Origin of the sequence: Roseobacter cerasinus, from assembly GCF_009811755.1 — a bacterium.
GTDB classification, from domain to species: domain Bacteria; phylum Pseudomonadota; class Alphaproteobacteria; order Rhodobacterales; family Rhodobacteraceae; genus Roseobacter; species Roseobacter cerasinus.
Genome location: NZ_BLIV01000004.1, coordinates 26,639 through 45,233, shown reverse-complemented (window position 1 = coordinate 45,233; position 18,595 = coordinate 26,639). Strand labels below are relative to the sequence as shown.

Sequence of the window (18,595 nt, the reverse complement as noted above, 5' to 3'; positions counted from 1 at the left end):
GTCAGACAGCTTTCGCTGTTTCTTCTGGCCTCAAATATCCCGGGGAGCGCGAGGGGCTGGCCCCTCGCATCCCCACTCGACTTACCGGGGCGCCGCCCGTTCGGCCTTCGATCTGTCCCCCGGACAGATCGCCGCATATGCGGACCAAGCCTCACCCATGCATCGCCGCCCAGACACGCGCCGGGGTCGCCGGCATGTCGATGTGATCCACACGATGCCCACCCGATTGCAGCGCATCAATGATCGCATTGATCACCGTCGGCGGCGAGCCGATGGCCCCGGCCTCACCACAGCCCTTCACCCCGAGCGGGTTGTGCGTACACGGCGTCTGGCAGGAGTGATCGACCACATAATGATCCATCTGCGGCAGGTTGTCGGCGCGCGGCATGGTGTAGTCCATATAGCTCGCCGTCAGCAGCTGGCCGTTCTCATCGTAAGAACAGTTCTCCAACAGCGCCTGACCAATGCCTTGCGCAATCCCGCCATGCACCTGGCCTTCCACGATCATCGGGTTGACCACATTGCCGAAGTCATCGGCCGAGGCAAAACGCTCGATGCTCACCTCCCCCGTCGCCGGGTCCACCTCCACCTCGCAGGTGTAAGCCCCCGCCGGATAGGTGAAGTTGCTGGGATCATAAAACGCCGTCTCCTCCAGCCCCGGTTCGATGTCCTCCAGCGGATAATTGTGCGGCACGTAAGCCGCGAGGGTCACATCCCCCCAGGCCACAGACTTATCCGTGCCCGCGACACTGAACGCCCCGTCCTTGAGCTCAATGTCACTCTCGGAGGCTTCCAGCAGGTGCGACGCGATCTTCTTGGCCTTTGCAATGATCTTCTCGGTCGCCCGCACCATGGCAGAGCCCCCCACGGCGATCGAGCGCGAGCCATAGGTGCCCATGCCCATCGGCGTGTTGGCCGTGTCGCCATGCACCACCTCGATCATGCTCTCATCGATGCCGATCATATCCGCGATCACCTGCGGGAAGGCCGTCTCATGCCCCTGCCCGTGGGAGTGGCTGCCGGTCATCACCACCAGACCGCCCGTGGCATTGACCCGCACGGTCGCACTCTCATAGAGCCCCGCACGCGCGCCTAGCTGACCCACCAGGTTCGACGGCGCGATACCGCAGGCCTCAATGAAGCAGTTGATGCCAAAGCCACGCAGTTTACCCTTGGCCTCGCTCGCAGCCCGACGCGCGGCAAAGCCAGCGCGGTCGGACAGCTCCAGCACCTTGTCCATGGTGGCGTGATAATCGCCCGTGTCGTACTCCACGGCCACCGGCGTCGCGTAAGGGAACTCGGTGATAAAGTTCTGCCGCCGCAGTTCCACCGGGTCGACGCCCAATTCGCGCGCCGCCTTGTCGATCACCCGCTCCAGCTGGAACGTGGCCTCCGGCCGCCCGGCCCCGCGATAGGCATCGACGGGCACGGTGTTGGTGAAGACCGCCTTCACGTTCACATAAATCAGCGGCGTCTTGTAGTTCCCCGCCATCAGCGTGCCGTGCAGCCAGGTCGGGATCGACGGCGCGAAGGTGCTCAGATAGGCCCCCATATTCGCGTAAGTCTCGGTGCGCACGGCAGTGAAGTTGTTCTCCGCATCCAACGCCAGCTCGATCTTCGTCACATGGTCGCGGCCATGGGCGTCGGACATGAAGGCCTCCGAGCGGCTCGACGTCCACTTGACCGCGCGGTTGCAGGCCTTGGCGGCAAAGGTGCAGAAGGCCTCCTCCTGATAGTGGAAGATCTTGGTGCCAAAACCGCCGCCCACATCAGGCGCCACAACCCGCAGCTTGTGCTCAGGAATGCCCAGCACGAAAGCGCCCATCAGCAGGCGGATCACATGCGGGTTCTGCGAGGTGGTGTAGAGCGTCGACTCGTCCGTGCCCCGGGCATAGTCGCCCACCGCCACGCGCGGCTCCATCGGGTTGGCCACCAGCCGGTTATTCACCAGCTCCAGCGTGGTCACATGCGCGGCCTTTTTAAAGGCCTCATCCGTGGCCGCCTTGTTCTCTTCCACGAACCCCCAGTCATAGCAGAGGTTGGAGGTCAGATCGTCGTGCACCTTTACGTTATCGCTGGCCACAGCCGCCTTCATGTCGACCACTGCAGGCAGTTCGTCGATCTCAACGGAAATGGCCTCCGCCGCATCCCGCGCCTGCTCCAGCGTGTCGGCCACGACCGCGGCAATGGGCTCGCCCACATGCCGCACCTTGCCATGCGCCAGGATCGGGTGGCGCGGCTCCTGCATCGGTGCCCCATGCTTGTCGGTCACCTGCCAGCCGCAGGGCATGCCGCCCACGGCCTCGAAATCCGCCCCGGTAAAGATCTTTACGACGCCGGGCATCCCTTGGGCCGCACTTGTGTCGATCCCGGTGATGGTGCCATGGGCAATGTCCGAGCGCAGGAAAAACACATGCGCCTGGCCGTGGATATTGATGTCATCGGTGTAATTCCCGGCCCCGGTCAGGAACCTCACGTCCTCGCGCCGCTTGGAACTGGCGCCAATGCCTCCGTCTTTCGGCATATCCTTCCTCCCTGTCAAACGGTGGCCTGAAGCCCACCGTACCTGTTGGTTGCACGTGGGTCGCCCCAAAAGCCGACGTCCGTGCGTTTTGACCCTGCGCGCAACTGACAGGTTGGGTGGGCTTTCAGGCCACCCTTCCCCGGCACGCGGTCTTGCTATTCGGCGGCGACTGGGGCCACATCTTGGCCGGATGCCGCCATGATCGCTTTGACGATGTTATGATACCCGGTGCAGCGACAGATATTGCCCTCCAGATAATCCCGCACCTCTGCCTCGGAAGGCTTGGGGTTCTCCTTCAACAACGCCGCTGCCGACATCACCATCCCCGGCGTACAAAACCCGCACTGCAGCCCGTGGTGATCCTGAAACGCCTGCTGGATCACGCTCAGCGAGCCATCGGCATTGGCCATGCCCTCCACGGTTGTCACCTCCGACCCCGCAGCCTCGACCGCCAGCATCGTGCAGGACTTCACCGCTTCACCATTCACATGCACCACACAGGCGCCGCATTGGCTGGTGTCGCACCCCACATGCGTCCCGGTCAGTCTCAATTCATCACGCAAGAAGGACGACAGCAGCGTTCGACCTTCCACTTCGCCGGACGCAGCCCGCCCGTTCACATTCATTTCAATCTTGGTCATTCATACCTCCCTGGATTGAACCCGCCTAACCCGACACCATGGACCTGAACCACCCCTTCTTGGGCGCGTCACCATCCTCGGCAACTGTATCGTCCTCCGCGCCCTCACCCGGGCCTTCCACAGCCGCCCGAAACCGCTCGAAAAACTGATCTGCCATCTTGCGCGCAAAGCCATCGATGATCCGGCTGCCCAGTTGGGCGAGTTTGCCGCCCACCTTGGCATCAACCTCATAGTCGAGCTGTGTCCCGCCATCCGCATCACTCAAAGTCACCTTCGCGCTGCCCTTTGCAAAACCGGCAGCCCCGCCCTTGCCGTCTCCGACAAGCCGCAGGCTCTCATGTTCGACACGGTCTTCCAATTGGACTTCACCTTTGAAAGTGGCCTTCACCGGCCCCACCTTTTGCACAACGGTTGCAGCAAAGCCCTCGTCGGGTGATCCGGCCATCTCCTGACACCCGGGGACGCAGTCCTTGAGGACATCTGCGCTCAGGAGGGCAGCCCAAACGGTTTCCCGATCAGCCTCGATCCTGATTGATCCAGACATTTCCATGATGATCCCCTCCTGAGGTTGGGTCGACGTTACGTGCTGGGCCCGAACAGCGGTATTAGACCAATGGATAGGTCGTCAGCGCTCTGGTGGCAGAAAGCTCAGGCCATGGTTCGAGTAAATCTGTGCAATGCCCCCGTCGTCAAGCGCAACGCGGAGAGCGTCATCCAAATCACAGGAAAACGGGCGATGGCGAAAATTGATCTCGACCCCCAAGGGGCCGGATGCGCACCGCAAAGCTGGGTGACGGCGGATGGTACAGGCCAAAGCCCTCAACCAGCCCATGCCCCAACTGAGCACGGGGGCCATTGCGGCCTTGACCTCGCCAGCCGCCAGTGCGCTCAACGCGGCCTCCATATCCCGGTAACGGCGAATATTCGCACTCAACGGCCCGCCCGCAGGCCCCGAGGGGTAGAAATCCGCAATGGACTCATTTTCCATCGCTACAGTGTCAAAGCGGAAATAGGCGGTCACCGGTTTGTCCTCCGAGCAGGCTTCCTCGCGACAGGCAATCGCAATTGTCTTGAACTGATACTGCCCGGTCAACACCGCCGCTCAACCCGACAGACAAAGGCCGATTCGCAAGGCACCCGCATCATCACATTGGCGATCCGCCTGCCAATCAGCGCGGCGCGCCACAGATTGGTGCGCAAATCCGCATCCGGATTTTCGCCCGCCGCGACGAAGTTGAACCGCGCCTCACCCCCGACGCAGTCGGCAATGAGCCGCGCAATCTCGACATCTACCACCCCGTGGTGCGCCCCCCTCGCGGCGCATGCGGGGCATGCTGTGGAGTGACAGGCGCGTTGCGGACAGATCGTAGCCACTCTGTTCAGGGCTATTTGCGCGCGCCAAACCGGTTCGGACTGTAGGGCCGCATATCCATGTTCGGATCGCGCCCGGCGATGATACCGGCCACCAACCGCCCTGTCTTTGGGCCACCGGTCAAGCCGATGTGGTGATGTCCAAAAGCGCTCAATACGCCAGTCTGGCCGATCTCTCCAATCAGCGGGAGACTGTCAGCAGGGGCCGGGCGGTGCCCCATCCACTCCACTTCCCGCCCGTGGGTCAGCGCCGGAAACGCCTCGCGCACCTGACGGCGCAACAGCGTAAAGGGCGCCTTTGACGGCCCCGCCTTGAGCCCGCCAAACTCCACCACCCCGGCGCAGCGCAGCCCCGCCGCCATCGGCGTAGCCACAAATTTCCCGCTGGCCACCATGGTAGGGGCGATAGCGGCATTCTCTGCATCCTCGAAAACAATATGGTAGCCGCGCTCGCTTTCCATTGGCACGGTGGCGCCCAGCTTCTTCATCAACGGTGCGGACCAGACGCCGGACGCCAGAACAGCAGTGTCACATGGCATCACGCCTTGGGTGGTGATCAGACCGGTGATGCGCCCGCCCTGCAGGTCCACATCAACCACCTCAGCCGTTCTGATCTGGCCACCCAGCTGGGCAAACACCTTGGCCAAGGCGGCCACATAGCCACCCGGATCACGGATGAAACCGTGATCCTTCACGGTCGCCAGACAGCCAATAGCAGATGACAGATTGGGCTCCACCGCCTGCACCTCAGCCCCTTCGCGAAGCTGCGGCACAAACCCGGCCTCACGACGCAGCGCCCAAGTGTAGGCGTCCGCGTCAAAGTCGACACGGCTGCGATAGGCAAAGTGATAGTCGCTGTCCTGTACCCACGCAGCGGCCGCTGTCCCGTCGGTCAGGGATTTGTGCTGCTCCACCGCATCGGCGACGATGGGCGTCAGCCCGACCGCGATGCGGCGGGTATCTGCGTCATTGGCATGACGCAGATACCGCATCAGCCAGGGCGCAAGCTTGGGCAAGTAGGCCCACCGCAGGAAGAGCGGGAAGTCCGGGTTGGCCAGAAACCCCGGCGCCTTGGAGATCAGCCCGGGCGCGGTCACCGGCACCATCGAACATGCCGCCAGAACGCCTGCGTTGCCATAAGAGGTGCCCTGTCCCGGTGCCGCACGATCCACCAGCGTCACATCCACGCCGTAGCGCCGCAGCCAGATTCCGGCGGACACCCCCACAATGCCCGCGCCGATGATGATGACCCGTTGTGCCACGCGCCGCCTCCAATACTTTTGCCCCAGATTGCCGTCGGCACCCCTGCCGTCAACGTGTTTTCTTGCCAGCAACTTCGGCGCCCTCGAATTGCGTTGGGGCTGTCGCGTTGCGCGTGCTAAGCGCATCCGCAACCTCACGTGGGGAGACTGGACAATGAGTGTGCTATCCGGCGGCAAGACCGTCTATGGGGCGACTGTGGGCATTCTAATGCTTGAAACGCAGTTCCCCCGCATCCCTGGAGACGTGGGCAACGCCACCACCTGGCCGTTTCCCGTCCACTACCGCGTTGTGTCAGGTGCGACGCCCGATCGGGTCGTCCTGAACGACCCCACTGCCTTGCGCGACGCCTTCGTCGCCGAAGGTCAGGCGCTGGTGCGGATGGGATGCGACGGCATCGTCACCAACTGCGGATTCCTGTCGCTGTTGCAGAACGATCTGGCAGAAAGCCTTGGCGTGCCGGTGGCCAGTTCCGCGCTGATGCAGATCCCTATGATTGCCCATACCCTGCCGCGTGGCAAAAAGGTGGGCGTGCTGACCGTATCGAAAGCGCGCCTGACGCCAGAGCATTTGGAGGCCGCTGGGGTGGCCAGCGAGGTGCCTATCGTCGGCACCGAGGGACGGCGCTGTTTTTCACAGACATTCCTGGCGGATCAGACCGAGTTGGACATCGACGCCTGCCGCCTCGACGTGCTGGATAGCGCCCGGGAGCTGACCCAGACCCACCCTGATGTGGCGGCCATCGTCCTCGAATGCACCAATATGGTGCCCTATGCCGCCGATATCCGGCGCGCCACCGGGCGGCCTGTCTACTCGATCTATACGCTTGTCAGCTGGTTTCAGAGCGCGTTGTCGCCCCGGCGGTTCCCGGTTGATCTGGACGATCCACGCACCGTCTGAGCGCAGGTTATGCCGTGACCGGTCCGAGAACAGCACAAGGTTAAGTCTGGTTCCCGCCTTTCCGACCGCGCTCTTTTGCATCTGCAAGATGTGGCAAGGCGAGCGGCTGGGTTGGTGGATCCTCGCCCCCGCCAGTATCACTACGGGGGTGTGGTCCGCCCCGGTGCTCGACCAGTCCTGGGCCAGCCTGACCGACACGGAATGGAGCACAAGGCACCTGGGCATCTCGCCCCTTGACCATAGCAGCCTGCCCGCGTGGGAAAAGATCAGCCCGCTCTTTCAACGCATGTGCCCGAAGTCGACCTGCCTGTTCCCGTCTTTCGCGCAGTATCTGACCGATGGCTTCATCCGCACCCGGACAGATGAAAAGGTGCAGGACCGCCTCAAGAAAGACACCTCAAACCACAACATCGATCTTTGCCCACTCTACGGGCGCACAGACGCGCAAACGCGGGCCTTGCGGATCAAGGACCCCGCCTCCGAAGACCGCGGCACGCTCAAGTCGCAGTTGTTGGGGGATGGCGCATTCGGGCCCTTTCTGTTCGACGGGGACGACATCCACAAGGATTTCAAAGGAATTCTGGACGATCCGCTGGGACTTGGAAACCTGGACCAGGCCATCGCCGAGGCGACTGCAGACGACAAACCAGAGGTGGCCGAGAGGGTGCGTGCCAAACGCGGGCGGCTCTTTGCCTTTGGCAGTGACCGGGCCAGTTCCGTCCCGCGGACAGCTATGATCGACACGCTGCTGCTGCGCGAGCACAATCGCCTCGCTTCTGAATTGGGAACGCGGTACGCAGACTGGGACGATGACCGGGTGTTCGAAACCGCGCGTAACATCGTTATTGTGCAGTTCATCAAGATGGTAGTGGAAGACTACATCAACCACATCGCGCCGACGCACTACCGGCTCAAGGCGGACCCAAAGGCGGCCTGGGGTGCCAAGTGGAACCGGCCGAACTGGATCACCACCGAGTTCAGCCTGCTCTACCGGTGGCACGCGCTGATCCCGGATGAGATCCGCTGGGGCGCGACCACGCACAAGACAAACCCCGCCATTCCATGGACATGAAGCCGCTGCGTGATGGCGGGCTGGCGCAGGCGTTCGAGGATATGAGCGCCCAGGCCACGGGTGAGCCGGGCCCGCGCAATACCACTCAGTTTCTTATGCATGGAGAGGAAGCCTCGGTCGAGCAGGGGAGAAGCTGCCAGCTTCGGTCCTTCACCGACTACCTGAAGTATCTCCAACGGATGCCGATTGAGGGTATGGCGGACATCTCATCAGACCGTGAGGTGGCGAGCCTTATTCGGGATACATATGGTGATGTGACCAAGGTCGATTTCTTTGTGGGCCTCTTCTGCGAAGATCGGGTGAAGAACGCGCCACTGCCGCGCACCATCCTTTCCTTTGTGGCGCTGGATGCATTCTCTCAAGCGCTGACCATTCCGCTTCTGTCAGAACATGTGTTCAAACCACCGCAGGATTCAGAAGCCGAGCATCCCACATTTTCTAGATATGGCTGGGCGCAGATCGCCACCTGCGGGTCTATGCTTGATCTGGTGCTGCGCAATGTTGCGGCGCCGGAAAACTCGGTTTCGTTGGTATGACGCAACCCGGTTAGATCCGGGAGTATGGCCCGCGGGGCGGGGCGACCGCCATGGCGGTCGCCCCGCCCCGCGGGCCACGCCAAACACAACCGTTGTGCATGATTGTCAGACCGCAGGAGGCAGCGCATCGAACTCCCGAACGAGCCAGTCGAACACAAGCCGCACCCGGCGGCTTGAGTTCACCTCACGATGCGCAACTAACCAGACCTCAAATTCGAAGGGGGCCAACCAGGGTGCCGCGCAGACTATCTCCGGATCTGCCTCCGCGACACGCGACAGCATAACGCCAATGCCAAGCCCTTGCCGCACCATCTCCCAATGCACAAGATGAACAGCAGTGCGCACGCCAAATTGGCGTTCAGTCAGGCGCAGGTCCATGCCGTTCAGAAATTCGATGAACCGCATATTCTCTTCAAAGCCAATGAATTGCGCCCGTGCCAAATCCTCAGTGCGCTCAAAAGGACCGCTTGCCTCGACAAAAGCCCTACTGGCATAAAGCCGGGCCACCTCGGCTGGCAGTTTCCGCGCAATCAGTTGAGGATCCGTCGGGCGCACCGTGCGAATTGCGATATCCGCCTCGCGCCGCCGCAAATCGCGCAGCAGATTGGTCGCTACAACCTCAATCTCAATGCCCGGATGCTGCGTACGCAAACGGCCAATCATCGCCGGCAAGACAAAGGCCGAGGCCACCTCGGTCGCGGTGATCCGCACCGTGCCTTCCACAGAGGTGGACTGCCCCGACGCGGTCATGGACACCTGGCTTGCCGCCTCACCCATCGCACGCACATGTTCGACCAGTTCAAGCCCGTTTGCCGTCAGGGTCAGCCCGCGCCCGATCCGGTCAAAGAGCAGCACGCCGAGCTCCTCTTCCAACGCAGCCACCTGACGCCCCAGCGTCGGTTGCGTCATGCACAGAGCGCGTGCGGCAGCGGATAGCGAGCCTTCTTCCGCAGTGACAAGAAACGCCCGCGCCCGGTTCCAATCGAACTTCATTGACCGCCAATCCATGCATATTCGCATATCAAATAAGCAAAATTCGTCAATTTATTTTCTATATGCGCATAGGTATGGACAGCAGAGACCGTAGTCGAGGTATCCCATGACCCAAACGACCGCTTTGCCAATGACCAATGCCCGTGACACCCGCTTCTGGGACCGGATCGCCAACAGATATGCCAAACGCCCCGTGGCTGATCAGGCGGCCTATGCGCGCAAGCTGGCGCTTACCCAGTCTCACCTGACCCCTGAGATGGACGTGCTGGAGTTCGGCTGCGGCACCGGAACCACAGCGCTGACCCATGCGGAACACGTCAAGCACATCCTCGCCTTCGATTTTTCGGCACAAATGATCGCCATCGCCGAAGGGAAAGCGCGGGCAAAAGGCATTCGCAATGTCACCTTTGTGCAGAACCGAATCGAAGATTTTGAGCCGTCGCAAGGCCGCTATGACGCAGTTCTTGCTATGAGCATCCTGCACCTTCTCAAAGATCCGGCGGGCGCGCTGTCCAAGACCTTTGATATGCTGAAGCCCGGCGGCACCTTTCATGCTAGCACCGTTTGTCTGGCTGATGGCATGCGCTGGTTCCAGCCGATTGCAGTGACAGGGCACGCGCTTCGACTGCTGCCGCGGGTACGGTTTTTGTCGGCGAGCCAACTTGAGAGCATGGTGCGCGACGCAGGCTTCGATATCGAGACGTCCTGGCGACCCAATGACGGGCGCACGCTGTATCTCATTGCACGCAAACCTGGTTAAGGTGGACCGCCTTGGCGGCAGCGCCAGTCGTGCTTGAACGCATGCGCCGCGACCTGATCGCCTCTGCACGCGCCATTGATCTGGCTGGAATTCCAGAATAACTTCCGATAGACCCATTTTCCAAATGCCTGTGCGCACTTAAGTGTTATTTGACCACGTAGGTGGCGCGCTACGTCCATCCGCAACCGCACGCACCACGCATCAAAAGGCGCTCCAATGACTGCGACTGCATCTTTCAACTTGCTGCGCTCCCTCTCTCTGGCCTTCGTGCTGACCTTGCCTGCGACAACCGCCACGGCGCAAGGCGGCCCCGCATCGGTTGGGGTGGAAACCGTCGAGATCAAGACAATTGCGGAAACCATTCCGCTCTTTGCCGAAGTGGTCACATCGCGCGAAGGCACCATCGCCAGCCGGATTGCCGGGACGGTCGCAAAGGTGCATGTGCTGGAAGGTGTTGCGGTCTCCGAGGGAGATTTGCTGGCTGAGCTGGACACTGAACTTCTGGAGATCGTCGCCCGGCAGTCCGAGGCCGGGTTAGCCGAGGCACAGGCAGGCATCGGGACAGCGAGGTCGCGCGTGGACCGCGCTGCCAACGCCTTTGCCCGTATCGAGGGCCTGCGTGGCACCACCTCCTTTTCGTCCAGCCGGTTTGACGATGCACAAAGCGATTTTTTCGAAGCGCAGGGCCAGCTGGCTGAGGCCGAGGCAAGGTTGAAAACCGCTGAGGCCAATGCAGCTGAAGCCCGATATCAGCTGGCGCGCGCGCAGATCACCGCCCCCTTCTCAGGGATCGTTCTGGAAGTGAATACCAACCCGGGCGAATTCATCAGCTCCGGCGCGCCGGTGGTCTCTCTTCTCGACGTGGACTCTTTCGAGGTCGAAGCCAGCGTGCCCTCGAAATACATCCGCGTGCTGCACCCCGGGCTTGCGGTCGAGGGTGTCACCGAAGCCGGTGAAGACCTGGATCTGACCGTCCGCGTCCTGTTGCCGGTGGAAGAAACCGCAACCCGCACCCGTCCTGTGCGCTTTTCGTCGGCGCAGCTGCCGGGGATGCAAACGGTGGCGATCGGCCAATCCGTCACTGTCTCCATTCCGATCAGCGCCCCACGCGAGGTGCTGTCTGTCCCCAAGGACGCGCTGGTGCAGGCCCGCGGCGGTTGGACGGTTTTCGTCGCCCAGGATGGTCAAGCCCAGCCTCGCCCAATCCAGATCGGTGTGGCCCTTGGGGACCGTTTCGAAGTGTTGGATGGTCTGGAAGAGGGTGAGGTTGTGGTGACGCGCGGCAATGAGCGGCTGCGGCCCGGACAACCCATCGCACCGATGGGCGGCCCCACGAACGGAGGCTGACATGGATATCATCCGTTTTGCCATTGACCGTCCCGTTGCCGTGATCGCAGCGGTGGTGATGGCCGTGCTCTTTGGTGTCATTGCCGTCACCCGTATTCCGATCCAGCTGGCCCCCGATGTGCGCAAGCCCATCGTTGTGATCACCACCAATTGGCCGGGTGCTGCCCCCTCCGAGATTGAGCGCGAGATCGTGAACCCGCAGGAAGAGGCCCTGCGCGGGCTCGAAGGGCTCGATGTGATGACCTCACGTGCCCAGACCGGTGAGGCCGAAGTGACGCTGGAATTCGGCATCGGCACCGACATGAGCCAGTCCTTGCTGCTGGTCTCGAACCGGCTCGACCGCGTGGGGGATTACCCGGATGAGGCGGGTGAGCCCTCGCTCGATACCTCAGGCTCCGATGACAGCCCCATCGCCTGGGTGCTTTTGACGGCACAGGACGGCAACACCCAGTCGATGCCGACCTATGGGGATTTTGTCGAAGACATCATTCAGGACAGGATTGAGCGTATCGAAGGTGTCTCGGCCGTCAATGTGTTTGGCGGCGTCACCCGTGAGCTGCAGGTGGTCGTGGACCCCAGCCAGCTTGCCCGCTTTGATCTCACCGTGCCCGATGTGGTGCGCATTCTGCGCAACGAGAATATCTCGCTCTCCGCTGGTGATGTGGAGGAAGGCAAGCGCCGTTACGTCGTACGCGCCGAGGGCAACTTGAACACAGTTGCCGCCATCGAAGAGGTTGTGCTGCGCTCTGAAATCGGGGCCGGAGGCTCCGGCCGGGTGCGTGTAGGCGACGTGGCGGAGGTGGGCTTTGCACATCAGAAGCCGGGCGCGCGCCTGCGCTTTCGCGGCGAGCCGGGGCTCGCGTTCAACATCGTGCGCGAGCCTGGCGCCAATGTGATCGAAACCATGGATGCCGTGCGCGCGGTTCTCACAGAGCTTGATGAAGGCCCGGTCTCTGACGCTGGTTTGAAGATGCGTCAGGTCTACGACGAGACGATCTATATAAATGGCGCCATCGATCTGGTGACCCAGAATATCTGGATTGGTGGTGTTCTGGCGGCCATCGTGCTGCTGGCGTTTCTACGAAGTTTGCGGGCAACCGTCGTGGTCAGCCTCGCCATCCCTGTCAGCATTGTGGCCACTTTCGTGGCCATGGCCGCCACGGGGCGCACACTGAACGTGATCTCGCTTGCGGGGATCGCCTTTGCCGTTGGCATGATCGTCGATGCCGCCATCGTTGTGCTGGAGAACATCTACCGATTGCGCGAGCAAGGGCTTACGCGGCGCGAGGCTGCGTACAAAGGCGCGAAACAGGTCTGGGGCGCGATCCTCGTCTCGGCTCTGACCACGGTGCTGGTGTTCATCCCGATCCTGATCATGCAGTTGGAGGCAGGGCAGCTCTTCCGCGACATCGCGGTCGCCATTTCGGTCTCGGTTCTGCTGTCGCTGGTGGTCGCGGTCACGGTGATCCCTGCCCTGTCCAGCCGCCTGCTGAAACAGGGCGAACAGGTGATCATGCGCATCTGGGGTCTCGACCATCTGGCACGCGGCTTTCATGGGTTGGTCATGCGCTACGTGCGCATGACGGTGCGGTTCCGCGCGGTCGGCCTGATCATGGTTGCCGCCATCGCAGGTGGGGCCGCAGCTGCTACGTTTTTTTTCCTGCCCCGGTTGGAATACCTTCCCGAAGGCAATCGCAACCTCGTCTTTGGCCTGATCATCCCGCCGCCTGGCTACAACCTCGACACCACCGAGACCATCGCGCAGAGGATCGAAGCCACCGCCCGCCCGCTGTGGGAGGCGGCACCCGAGCCGCAGATGGAAGACGGCACGCCCACCATCGAGAACTTCTTTTTCGTGGCGCTCAGCGGCACGAGCTTTGTCGGTGCCGCCGCCGTCGACGGCACGCGGGCGCGTGATTTGATCCCCATCTTGTCAGGTCCGATCTTCGCCGAGCCGGGCACGTTCGGCTTCATGACCCAGCCATCGCTTTTTGGGCGCGGCGTAGGCGGCGGGCGCACAATCGAGCTGAACATCTCCGGTCAAGACCTTGAGGACATTCTTGCAGTGGCCGGACAGGCTGCCGGCACCATCGCCGGGTTGCTGCCGCGCTCGGAAGGGCATCAGTTCCGGCCGATCCCCGGCCTCGAGCTTGGCGCACCCGAGGTGCGGCTGGTCCCGGACCGATTGCGGCTGGCGGATGCGGGGCTCACCGCCTCTGATCTGGCCGTGACAGTGGACGCCTTCAACGACGGGCTACGCATTGCCGAGATCACCGTGGGGGCAGAACGGCTGAACCTGATGCTCAAGGGCGACCCTGGTCTGCAGCTGGCCCAGCGCACGCAGGACATTGGCAACTACCCGGTGGTCACGCCCTCCGGTCAGATTGTGCCCGTCACAGCGCTGGCCGACGTGATCGTCACCGCAGGCCCGACCGAGATCCGCCACCGTGACCGGCTGCGCACCGTGACGCTTGAAGTGCGCCCCTCGGACGCCCTGCCTCTGGAGGCTGCGGTGGAGCTGCTGCAAAGCGAAGTGGTTGATGCGCTGGGAGAGCAAGGCCTGCCCTCCGGCATCCGCATGAGCGTGTCGGGCACCGCCGACCAGCTCAGCCAGACCTGGGAGGCCATCCAGATCAACCTCGCCGTGGCGCTGATCATCGTTTTCCTGGTGATGGCGATCCTGTTTGAAAGCTTCGTGCTGCCGCTGGTCATCCTCATCTCAGTGCCGGTGGCGGCGGCAGGCGGTGTCGGCGGGCTGGCACTATTGAACCTGATCGCAAATATGGAGTTCAGCGGCGTGTTCGAATTCTTAAACGAGTTCGACAACCAGCCCTTAGACATGCTGACGCTTTTGGGGTTCATCATTCTCGTCGGCATCGTTGTGAACAACGCAATCCTAATTGTGCATCAGACGCTCTATCATCTACGTGATGAAGGCATGGCCCCTATCAATGCCATCGAAGAGGCCACCAGCAATCGCATCCGACCCATCTTCATGTCGACGCTCACGTCCATCTTCGGAATGCTGCCGCTCGTGGTCTTCCCCGGCGAAGGCTCGGAACTCTATCGCGGCCTCGGTGCGGTGGTTGTGGGCGGGCTATCGATGTCGGCTTTCCTCACGCTGTTGACCGTGCCGCCGCTGCTGCGACTCTGCGTGCGGGCACCCCGGCCAGATGAGGATACCGTTGCTGCGGCGCGCCCGGCGGAATAGCTTTTACTTGCGCCAGTGAAACGGCACGATGATCAGCGCCCCGATGGAGGCGGCAATGGCGTTCATCCCTGGACTGCGAAACCCGACGCCGAACATCAGTGTAATGAAGTAGAACACGAACGCGCCGCCCACGCAGATCACGATGCTCTGCAGAAGACCATTGTGCGTAAAGCCGGTGCGCTCGCTGAGGTATCCGACAATGCCCGCGATCACCACGGTGCCGATGATGGTTGGAAACATGCGCCGAGCTCCTCTCTACCCTGTCGCCATACAACCGACTTGCGTCAAAGCTGCTTGCCCGGAGGCATCGGCCATCCGCGCAGGAAATCTTTTGCATCCTGCACGCCTTTGCCCGCCCGCTGCAAGCGGATGAGTTCCACCGCGCCCTCCCCGCAGGCCACGCGCAGCGGGTCGTTCAGAACAGTACCGGCAGGTCCCCGCCCGTCGGCAACCCGTGAGGCCAGCAGTTTGATGCGGGTCTCGCCATCCATCGTCCAGGCCCCGGGAAACGGCGACAGCCCCCTTATCTGGCGGTCAACCTCAACCGCATCCCGCGTCCAATCCACACGCGCCACTGCCTTGTCGATCTTTTCGGCATAGGTCACGCCGGTCTCGGACTGCGGCTCAGGAAAAAGGTCGTTGATCTGCGACAGCGCGTCGACGATCAACCCGGCGCCCTTCGCGCTGAGCCGGTCATGCAGCGCCGCGGTGGTCTCCTCCGGGCCGATGTCCGTCGCCTGCCGCAACAGAACCGGCCCCGTATCAAGCCCCGCCTCCATCTGCATAATGCAGACCCCGGTCTCGGTGTCGCCGGACAAGATCGCCCGATGGATCGGCGCAGCCCCGCGCCAGCGCGGCAGCAGGCTGGTGTGGATGTTCAGGCATCCATGCGCAGGCGCCTCCAGGATCGCGCGCGGCAGGATCAGCCCATAGGCCACCACAACCGCCACATCGGCATTTACAGTGCGAAAGGCCGCCTGCGCCTCCGGATCGCGCAGCGAAACCGGTGTGCGCACCGGCAGGTCGAGTTCCAGGGCGCGCTGGTGCACGGGGCTGGGGCGCTCCTTCTTGCCCCGCCCCGCCGGACGTGGCGGCTGACAATAGACACAGGCAATTTCATGCCCCGCCGCCACCAGCGCGTCGAGTACGGGCACGGAAAACGCCGGGGTTCCCATAAAGATCACACGCATACCATCACTCCTGACAGGGGTGGCCTGAAAGCCCACCCCACCTGCCTGCACCGCCGTCAGCCCCCGGCAGGTGCGGTGGGCTTTCAGGCCACCGCCTCGCTATCTTTGCAGCTTGCGCGCCTTGCGCAGCAGCATGTCCCGTTTGACCTTGCTGAGCCGGTCAAAATACATCCGCCCCTGCAGATGATCGATCTGATGCTGCACGCTTGTCGCCTCCAGCCCCATGAAATCGCGCCGTACAGAAGCGCCTGTCTCATCCAGAAATTGCACCGAAACACCGCGCGGGCGCGACACCGTCGCGGATACGCCGGGCAAGTTCGGGCTGGCTTCCTCATGATCACGCATCACCACCGAGGCATCCAGCAACTCGGGGTTCGCCATCCGAATGCGCCGGTCGCGTTTGTCCGAGGCGTCCACCACGGCGACCTGCAGCATGACGCCGATCTGAGGTGCCGCCAGCCCAACGCCGGGCATCGCATCCATGATCTCGATCATATCGTCCCAAAGCGCGCGGATCTCATCGCTGATTTCCGCCACCGGCGCTGCCTTGGCCCGCAACCGCGGGTCCGGCCATTGAAGCAAGGTGCGCTGCGTCACGTGCGGGCCAGCTCGCGCTTCATCTTGACCATCTTGCGCGTGATCATCTGCCGTTTCAGCGGTTTGAGATAATCGATGAAGAGCTTGCCATCCAAATGGTCGATCTCATGCTGCGCACAGGTGGCCCAAAGCCCATCAAACACCTCTTGCTGCTCGTTCCCGTCCCGGTCGATCCAGCGCACTTCGACCTCCGCCGGGCGGGTCACATCGGCAAACTGCTCTGGCAGCGACAGACACCCCTCCTCATAGATATTCGTCTCATCCGAGGAGGAGACAATCTCGGGATTGAACATGATCAGCGGGCGCGGCGTCTCGCCTTCGCCCTTGACGCAATCCATCACCACCAAACGCTGCAAAATCCCGATCTGTGGCGCAGCCAAACCGACACCTGGCGCGTCATACATCGTCTCCAGCATATCGTCCGCCAGCGCACGCAGTTCATCGCTCAAATCAGGCAACGGCGCGGACACCTTTTTCAGGCGCGGATCGGGATGCAGCAGAATCTTTCTCTTCATGGGAGGGATGTATGCCAGCCCACGGGTCTGTGCAACTGAACCGGGCTTGCGGCCCCTGAGATTCCCGCTAGCTTGCCGGTCAGACACAGGAGATGCCCATGAGCCTTGATACCGCCCCTGACGCCCGCTTTGACACCGTGATCGACCGCTGCGGCACGGACTGTGCGAAATGGGACGGGATGCAGAGCCTTTATGGCGTGTCACCCGACACCGGGCTGTCGATGTGGGTGGCGGATATGGACTTCAATCCGCCAGACTGCGTGCAACAGGCGCTGCAAGGCATGATTGATCACGGCGTCTACGGCTATTATGGCGATGAGAGCAGCTACCGCGATGCGATCCAGTGGTGGATGCAGACACGCCACGGCTGGCACGTCGAGAAAGACTGGATCTTCAACACCCACGGGCTGGTCAACGGCACTGGCATGTGTATCGACGCCTTCACGCAGCCGGGCGACGGGGTGATCCTGTTCACGCCCGTCTATCACGCCTTTGCGCGGGTCATCAAAGCTGCAGAGCGCGAGGTCGTCGAATGCCCTTTGGTCAACGTGGATGGCCGCTACGAGATGGATTTCGACGCCTATGACGCGCAGATGACCGGATCGGAGAAAATGGTGATCCTCTGCTCGCCGCATAACCCGGGCGGGCGGGTGTGGAGCAGGGGCGAGCTACAGCAGGTGGCCGATTTTGCGCGCCGCCACGACCTGATCCTGGTCTCGGATGAAATCCACCACGATCTGGTGATGCCCGGCCATAGACATATCCCTGCCGCCCTCATCGACGGCATCACCGACCGGCTGATCATGATGACGGCCACCAGCAAGACCTTCAACCTCGCAGGCCACCACACCGGCAATGTGATCATCGAAGACCCAGACCTGCGCGCGCGCTTTGCGCGCCGCATGGCGGGGTTGGGCATGTCGGCCAACTCCTTCGGCCTCGTGATGGCGCGCGCCGCCTACAGCCCCGACGGCGCCGCCTGGGTGGAGGATCTCGTGGGTTACATCAACGGCAACCGCCAACTCTTTGATGCCGAGATAAATGCGATCCCTGGCCTGCGCTCAATGGCGCTGGAGAGCACCTATCTCGCCTGGGTGGATTTTGCGGGCACCGGCATGGAACAGACCGAGGTGATCCGGCGCATTCAGGAAGACGCCGAAATTGCGGCCAACCACGGCACCAGCTTTGGCAGCGGTGGCGAGAGCTTCATGCGGTTCAACATCGGCACCCAGCGGTCGCGGGTGAAAGACGCCTGCGCGCGGCTGGCAAAGGCCTTCAGCGATTTGCAGTAACGCAGCCTACCGCGCGTCTTCGATCAGACCGACGGGCGCGTGGTCGGCCACCTCGAAATCCACGGCGGGTTTTTCCGACACAGCCGTGGCCCGCTTGAACTCATAGCGGCGCTCGCCTTCGTCGTCGTCGCTGGTGATAATCAGACACTGAAACAGGTGGATGCTGCCATCGTAAAGATCGACAAAGCCGCGCAGCGCTGGTGCGGCGCTCTCCAGCGCAAAGCCGGTTTTCCACATCCTCAGTACCGGATGGATCTTGCCATCAACCTGAACCCTCAACCTTGAGGATTTCTTCAATGCGTCAATTCGGGCCTGATCCAAACCCGCTTGAATTTCCTTGGAAAAAACCGCTTCCATATCGTTACGCCTTACGTCGCCCCTGGGCC

General features: G+C 62.2%; 19 protein-coding genes. 7 read left to right on the top strand and 12 right to left on the bottom strand.

From position 1 onward, the window contains the following. Positions 1-151: 151 nt before the first annotated feature. The 6 genes from So717_RS11195 to So717_RS11170 all read right to left on the bottom strand — a co-directional run bounded on the left by So717_RS11195 (position 152) and on the right by So717_RS11170 (position 5,798). Complete coding sequence (locus tag So717_RS11195; protein WP_159977278.1) at positions 152-2,524, bottom strand: xanthine dehydrogenase family protein molybdopterin-binding subunit; 2,373 nt, start codon at positions 2,522-2,524, stop codon at positions 152-154. A 155-nt stretch (positions 2,525-2,679) separates the two neighbouring features. Beyond that, positions 2,680-3,165 carry a (2Fe-2S)-binding protein gene (locus So717_RS11190; protein ID WP_159977276.1) on the bottom strand — a complete coding sequence of 162 codons (486 nt, stop codon included), beginning with the start codon at positions 3,163-3,165 and terminating at the stop codon, positions 2,680-2,682. Between the two features lie 25 nt (positions 3,166-3,190). Continuing rightward, entirely contained in the window at positions 3,191-3,715 is a 525-nt protein-coding gene (locus tag So717_RS11185; protein WP_159977274.1) for an SRPBCC family protein, read from the bottom strand. Between the two features lie 75 nt (positions 3,716-3,790). Beyond that, positions 3,791-4,261 carry a transporter substrate-binding domain-containing protein gene (locus tag So717_RS11180; RefSeq protein ID WP_159977272.1) on the bottom strand — a complete coding sequence of 157 codons (471 nt, stop codon included), beginning with the start codon at positions 4,259-4,261 and terminating at the stop codon, positions 3,791-3,793. After that, a complete protein-coding gene (locus So717_RS11175; protein ID WP_159977270.1) occupies positions 4,255-4,461 on the bottom strand; it encodes a hypothetical protein in 207 nt (68 codons plus the stop codon). The genes So717_RS11180 and So717_RS11175 overlap by 7 nt, the downstream gene beginning before the upstream one ends. Positions 4,462-4,550: 89 nt before the next feature. Next, positions 4,551-5,798, bottom strand: coding sequence for an NAD(P)/FAD-dependent oxidoreductase (locus tag So717_RS11170; protein WP_159977268.1), 1,248 nt, complete (start codon positions 5,796-5,798; stop codon positions 4,551-4,553). A 154-nt stretch (positions 5,799-5,952) separates the two neighbouring features. On the opposite strand from So717_RS11170, the gene So717_RS11165 reads away from it, so the two are divergent. The 3 genes from So717_RS11165 (at position 5,953) to So717_RS11155 (ending at position 8,304) form a co-directional block, all read left to right on the top strand. Continuing rightward, positions 5,953-6,696, top strand: coding sequence for an aspartate/glutamate racemase family protein (locus tag So717_RS11165; RefSeq protein ID WP_159977266.1), 744 nt, complete (start codon positions 5,953-5,955; stop codon positions 6,694-6,696). A gap of 88 nt (positions 6,697-6,784) precedes the next feature. Continuing rightward, positions 6,785-7,768 carry a peroxidase family protein gene (locus So717_RS11160; protein WP_159977264.1) on the top strand — a complete coding sequence of 328 codons (984 nt, stop codon included), beginning with the start codon at positions 6,785-6,787 and terminating at the stop codon, positions 7,766-7,768. Next, a complete protein-coding gene (locus So717_RS11155) occupies positions 7,765-8,304 on the top strand; it encodes a peroxidase family protein (protein WP_159977262.1) in 540 nt (179 codons plus the stop codon). The genes So717_RS11160 and So717_RS11155 overlap by 4 nt, the downstream gene beginning before the upstream one ends. A gap of 105 nt (positions 8,305-8,409) precedes the next feature. Here So717_RS11155 and So717_RS11150 read toward each other — a convergent pair whose 3' ends face one another. Next, a complete protein-coding gene (locus So717_RS11150) occupies positions 8,410-9,312 on the bottom strand; it encodes a LysR family transcriptional regulator (protein ID WP_174239037.1) in 903 nt (300 codons plus the stop codon). 91 nt (positions 9,313-9,403) lie between these two features. On the opposite strand from So717_RS11150, the gene So717_RS11145 reads away from it, so the two are divergent. From So717_RS11145 to So717_RS11135, 3 genes are all read left to right on the top strand, one after another. Beyond that, a complete protein-coding gene (locus tag So717_RS11145) occupies positions 9,404-10,057 on the top strand; it encodes a class I SAM-dependent methyltransferase (protein ID WP_202981909.1) in 654 nt (217 codons plus the stop codon). Positions 10,058-10,273: 216 nt separating this feature from the next. Next, entirely contained in the window at positions 10,274-11,404 is a 1,131-nt protein-coding gene (locus So717_RS11140) for an efflux RND transporter periplasmic adaptor subunit (protein WP_159977258.1), read from the top strand. Between the two features lies 1 nt (position 11,405). Beyond that, positions 11,406-14,615, top strand: a complete 3,210-nt coding sequence (locus So717_RS11135; protein WP_159977256.1) for an efflux RND transporter permease subunit — start codon at positions 11,406-11,408, stop codon at positions 14,613-14,615. 3 nt (positions 14,616-14,618) lie between these two features. Here So717_RS11135 and So717_RS11130 read toward each other — a convergent pair whose 3' ends face one another. The 4 genes from So717_RS11130 to def (So717_RS11115) form a co-directional block, all read right to left on the bottom strand. Further along, positions 14,619-14,855 (bottom strand): hypothetical protein, encoded by a 237-nt coding sequence (locus So717_RS11130; RefSeq protein ID WP_159977254.1) that lies wholly within the window; start codon positions 14,853-14,855, stop codon positions 14,619-14,621. A 44-nt stretch (positions 14,856-14,899) separates the two neighbouring features. After that, positions 14,900-15,805: a methionyl-tRNA formyltransferase gene (gene fmt / locus So717_RS11125; RefSeq protein ID WP_159977252.1), complete on the bottom strand. Its 906-nt coding sequence runs from the start codon at positions 15,803-15,805 to the stop codon at positions 14,900-14,902. Positions 15,806-15,904: 99 nt separating this feature from the next. After that, positions 15,905-16,402 (bottom strand): peptide deformylase, encoded by a 498-nt coding sequence (def, locus tag So717_RS11120; protein ID WP_159977250.1) that lies wholly within the window; start codon positions 16,400-16,402, stop codon positions 15,905-15,907. Further along, the gene (def, locus tag So717_RS11115) at positions 16,399-16,917 is read right to left on the bottom strand and encodes a peptide deformylase (RefSeq protein WP_174239036.1); all 519 of its coding nucleotides are present in this window, start codon (positions 16,915-16,917) and stop codon (positions 16,399-16,401) included. Before def (So717_RS11115) ends, def (So717_RS11120) begins: the two co-directional genes overlap by 4 nt. Positions 16,918-17,015: 98 nt before the next feature. Here def (So717_RS11115) and So717_RS11110 point away from each other — a divergent pair, with 98 nt between their 5' ends. After that, entirely contained in the window at positions 17,016-18,209 is a 1,194-nt protein-coding gene (locus tag So717_RS11110) for a MalY/PatB family protein (protein WP_159977248.1), read from the top strand. 6 nt (positions 18,210-18,215) lie between these two features. On the opposite strand, the gene So717_RS11105 is transcribed toward So717_RS11110, so the two are convergent. Next, positions 18,216-18,566: a hypothetical protein gene (locus tag So717_RS11105; protein WP_159977246.1), complete on the bottom strand. Its 351-nt coding sequence runs from the start codon at positions 18,564-18,566 to the stop codon at positions 18,216-18,218. Positions 18,567-18,595 lie beyond the last annotated feature (29 nt).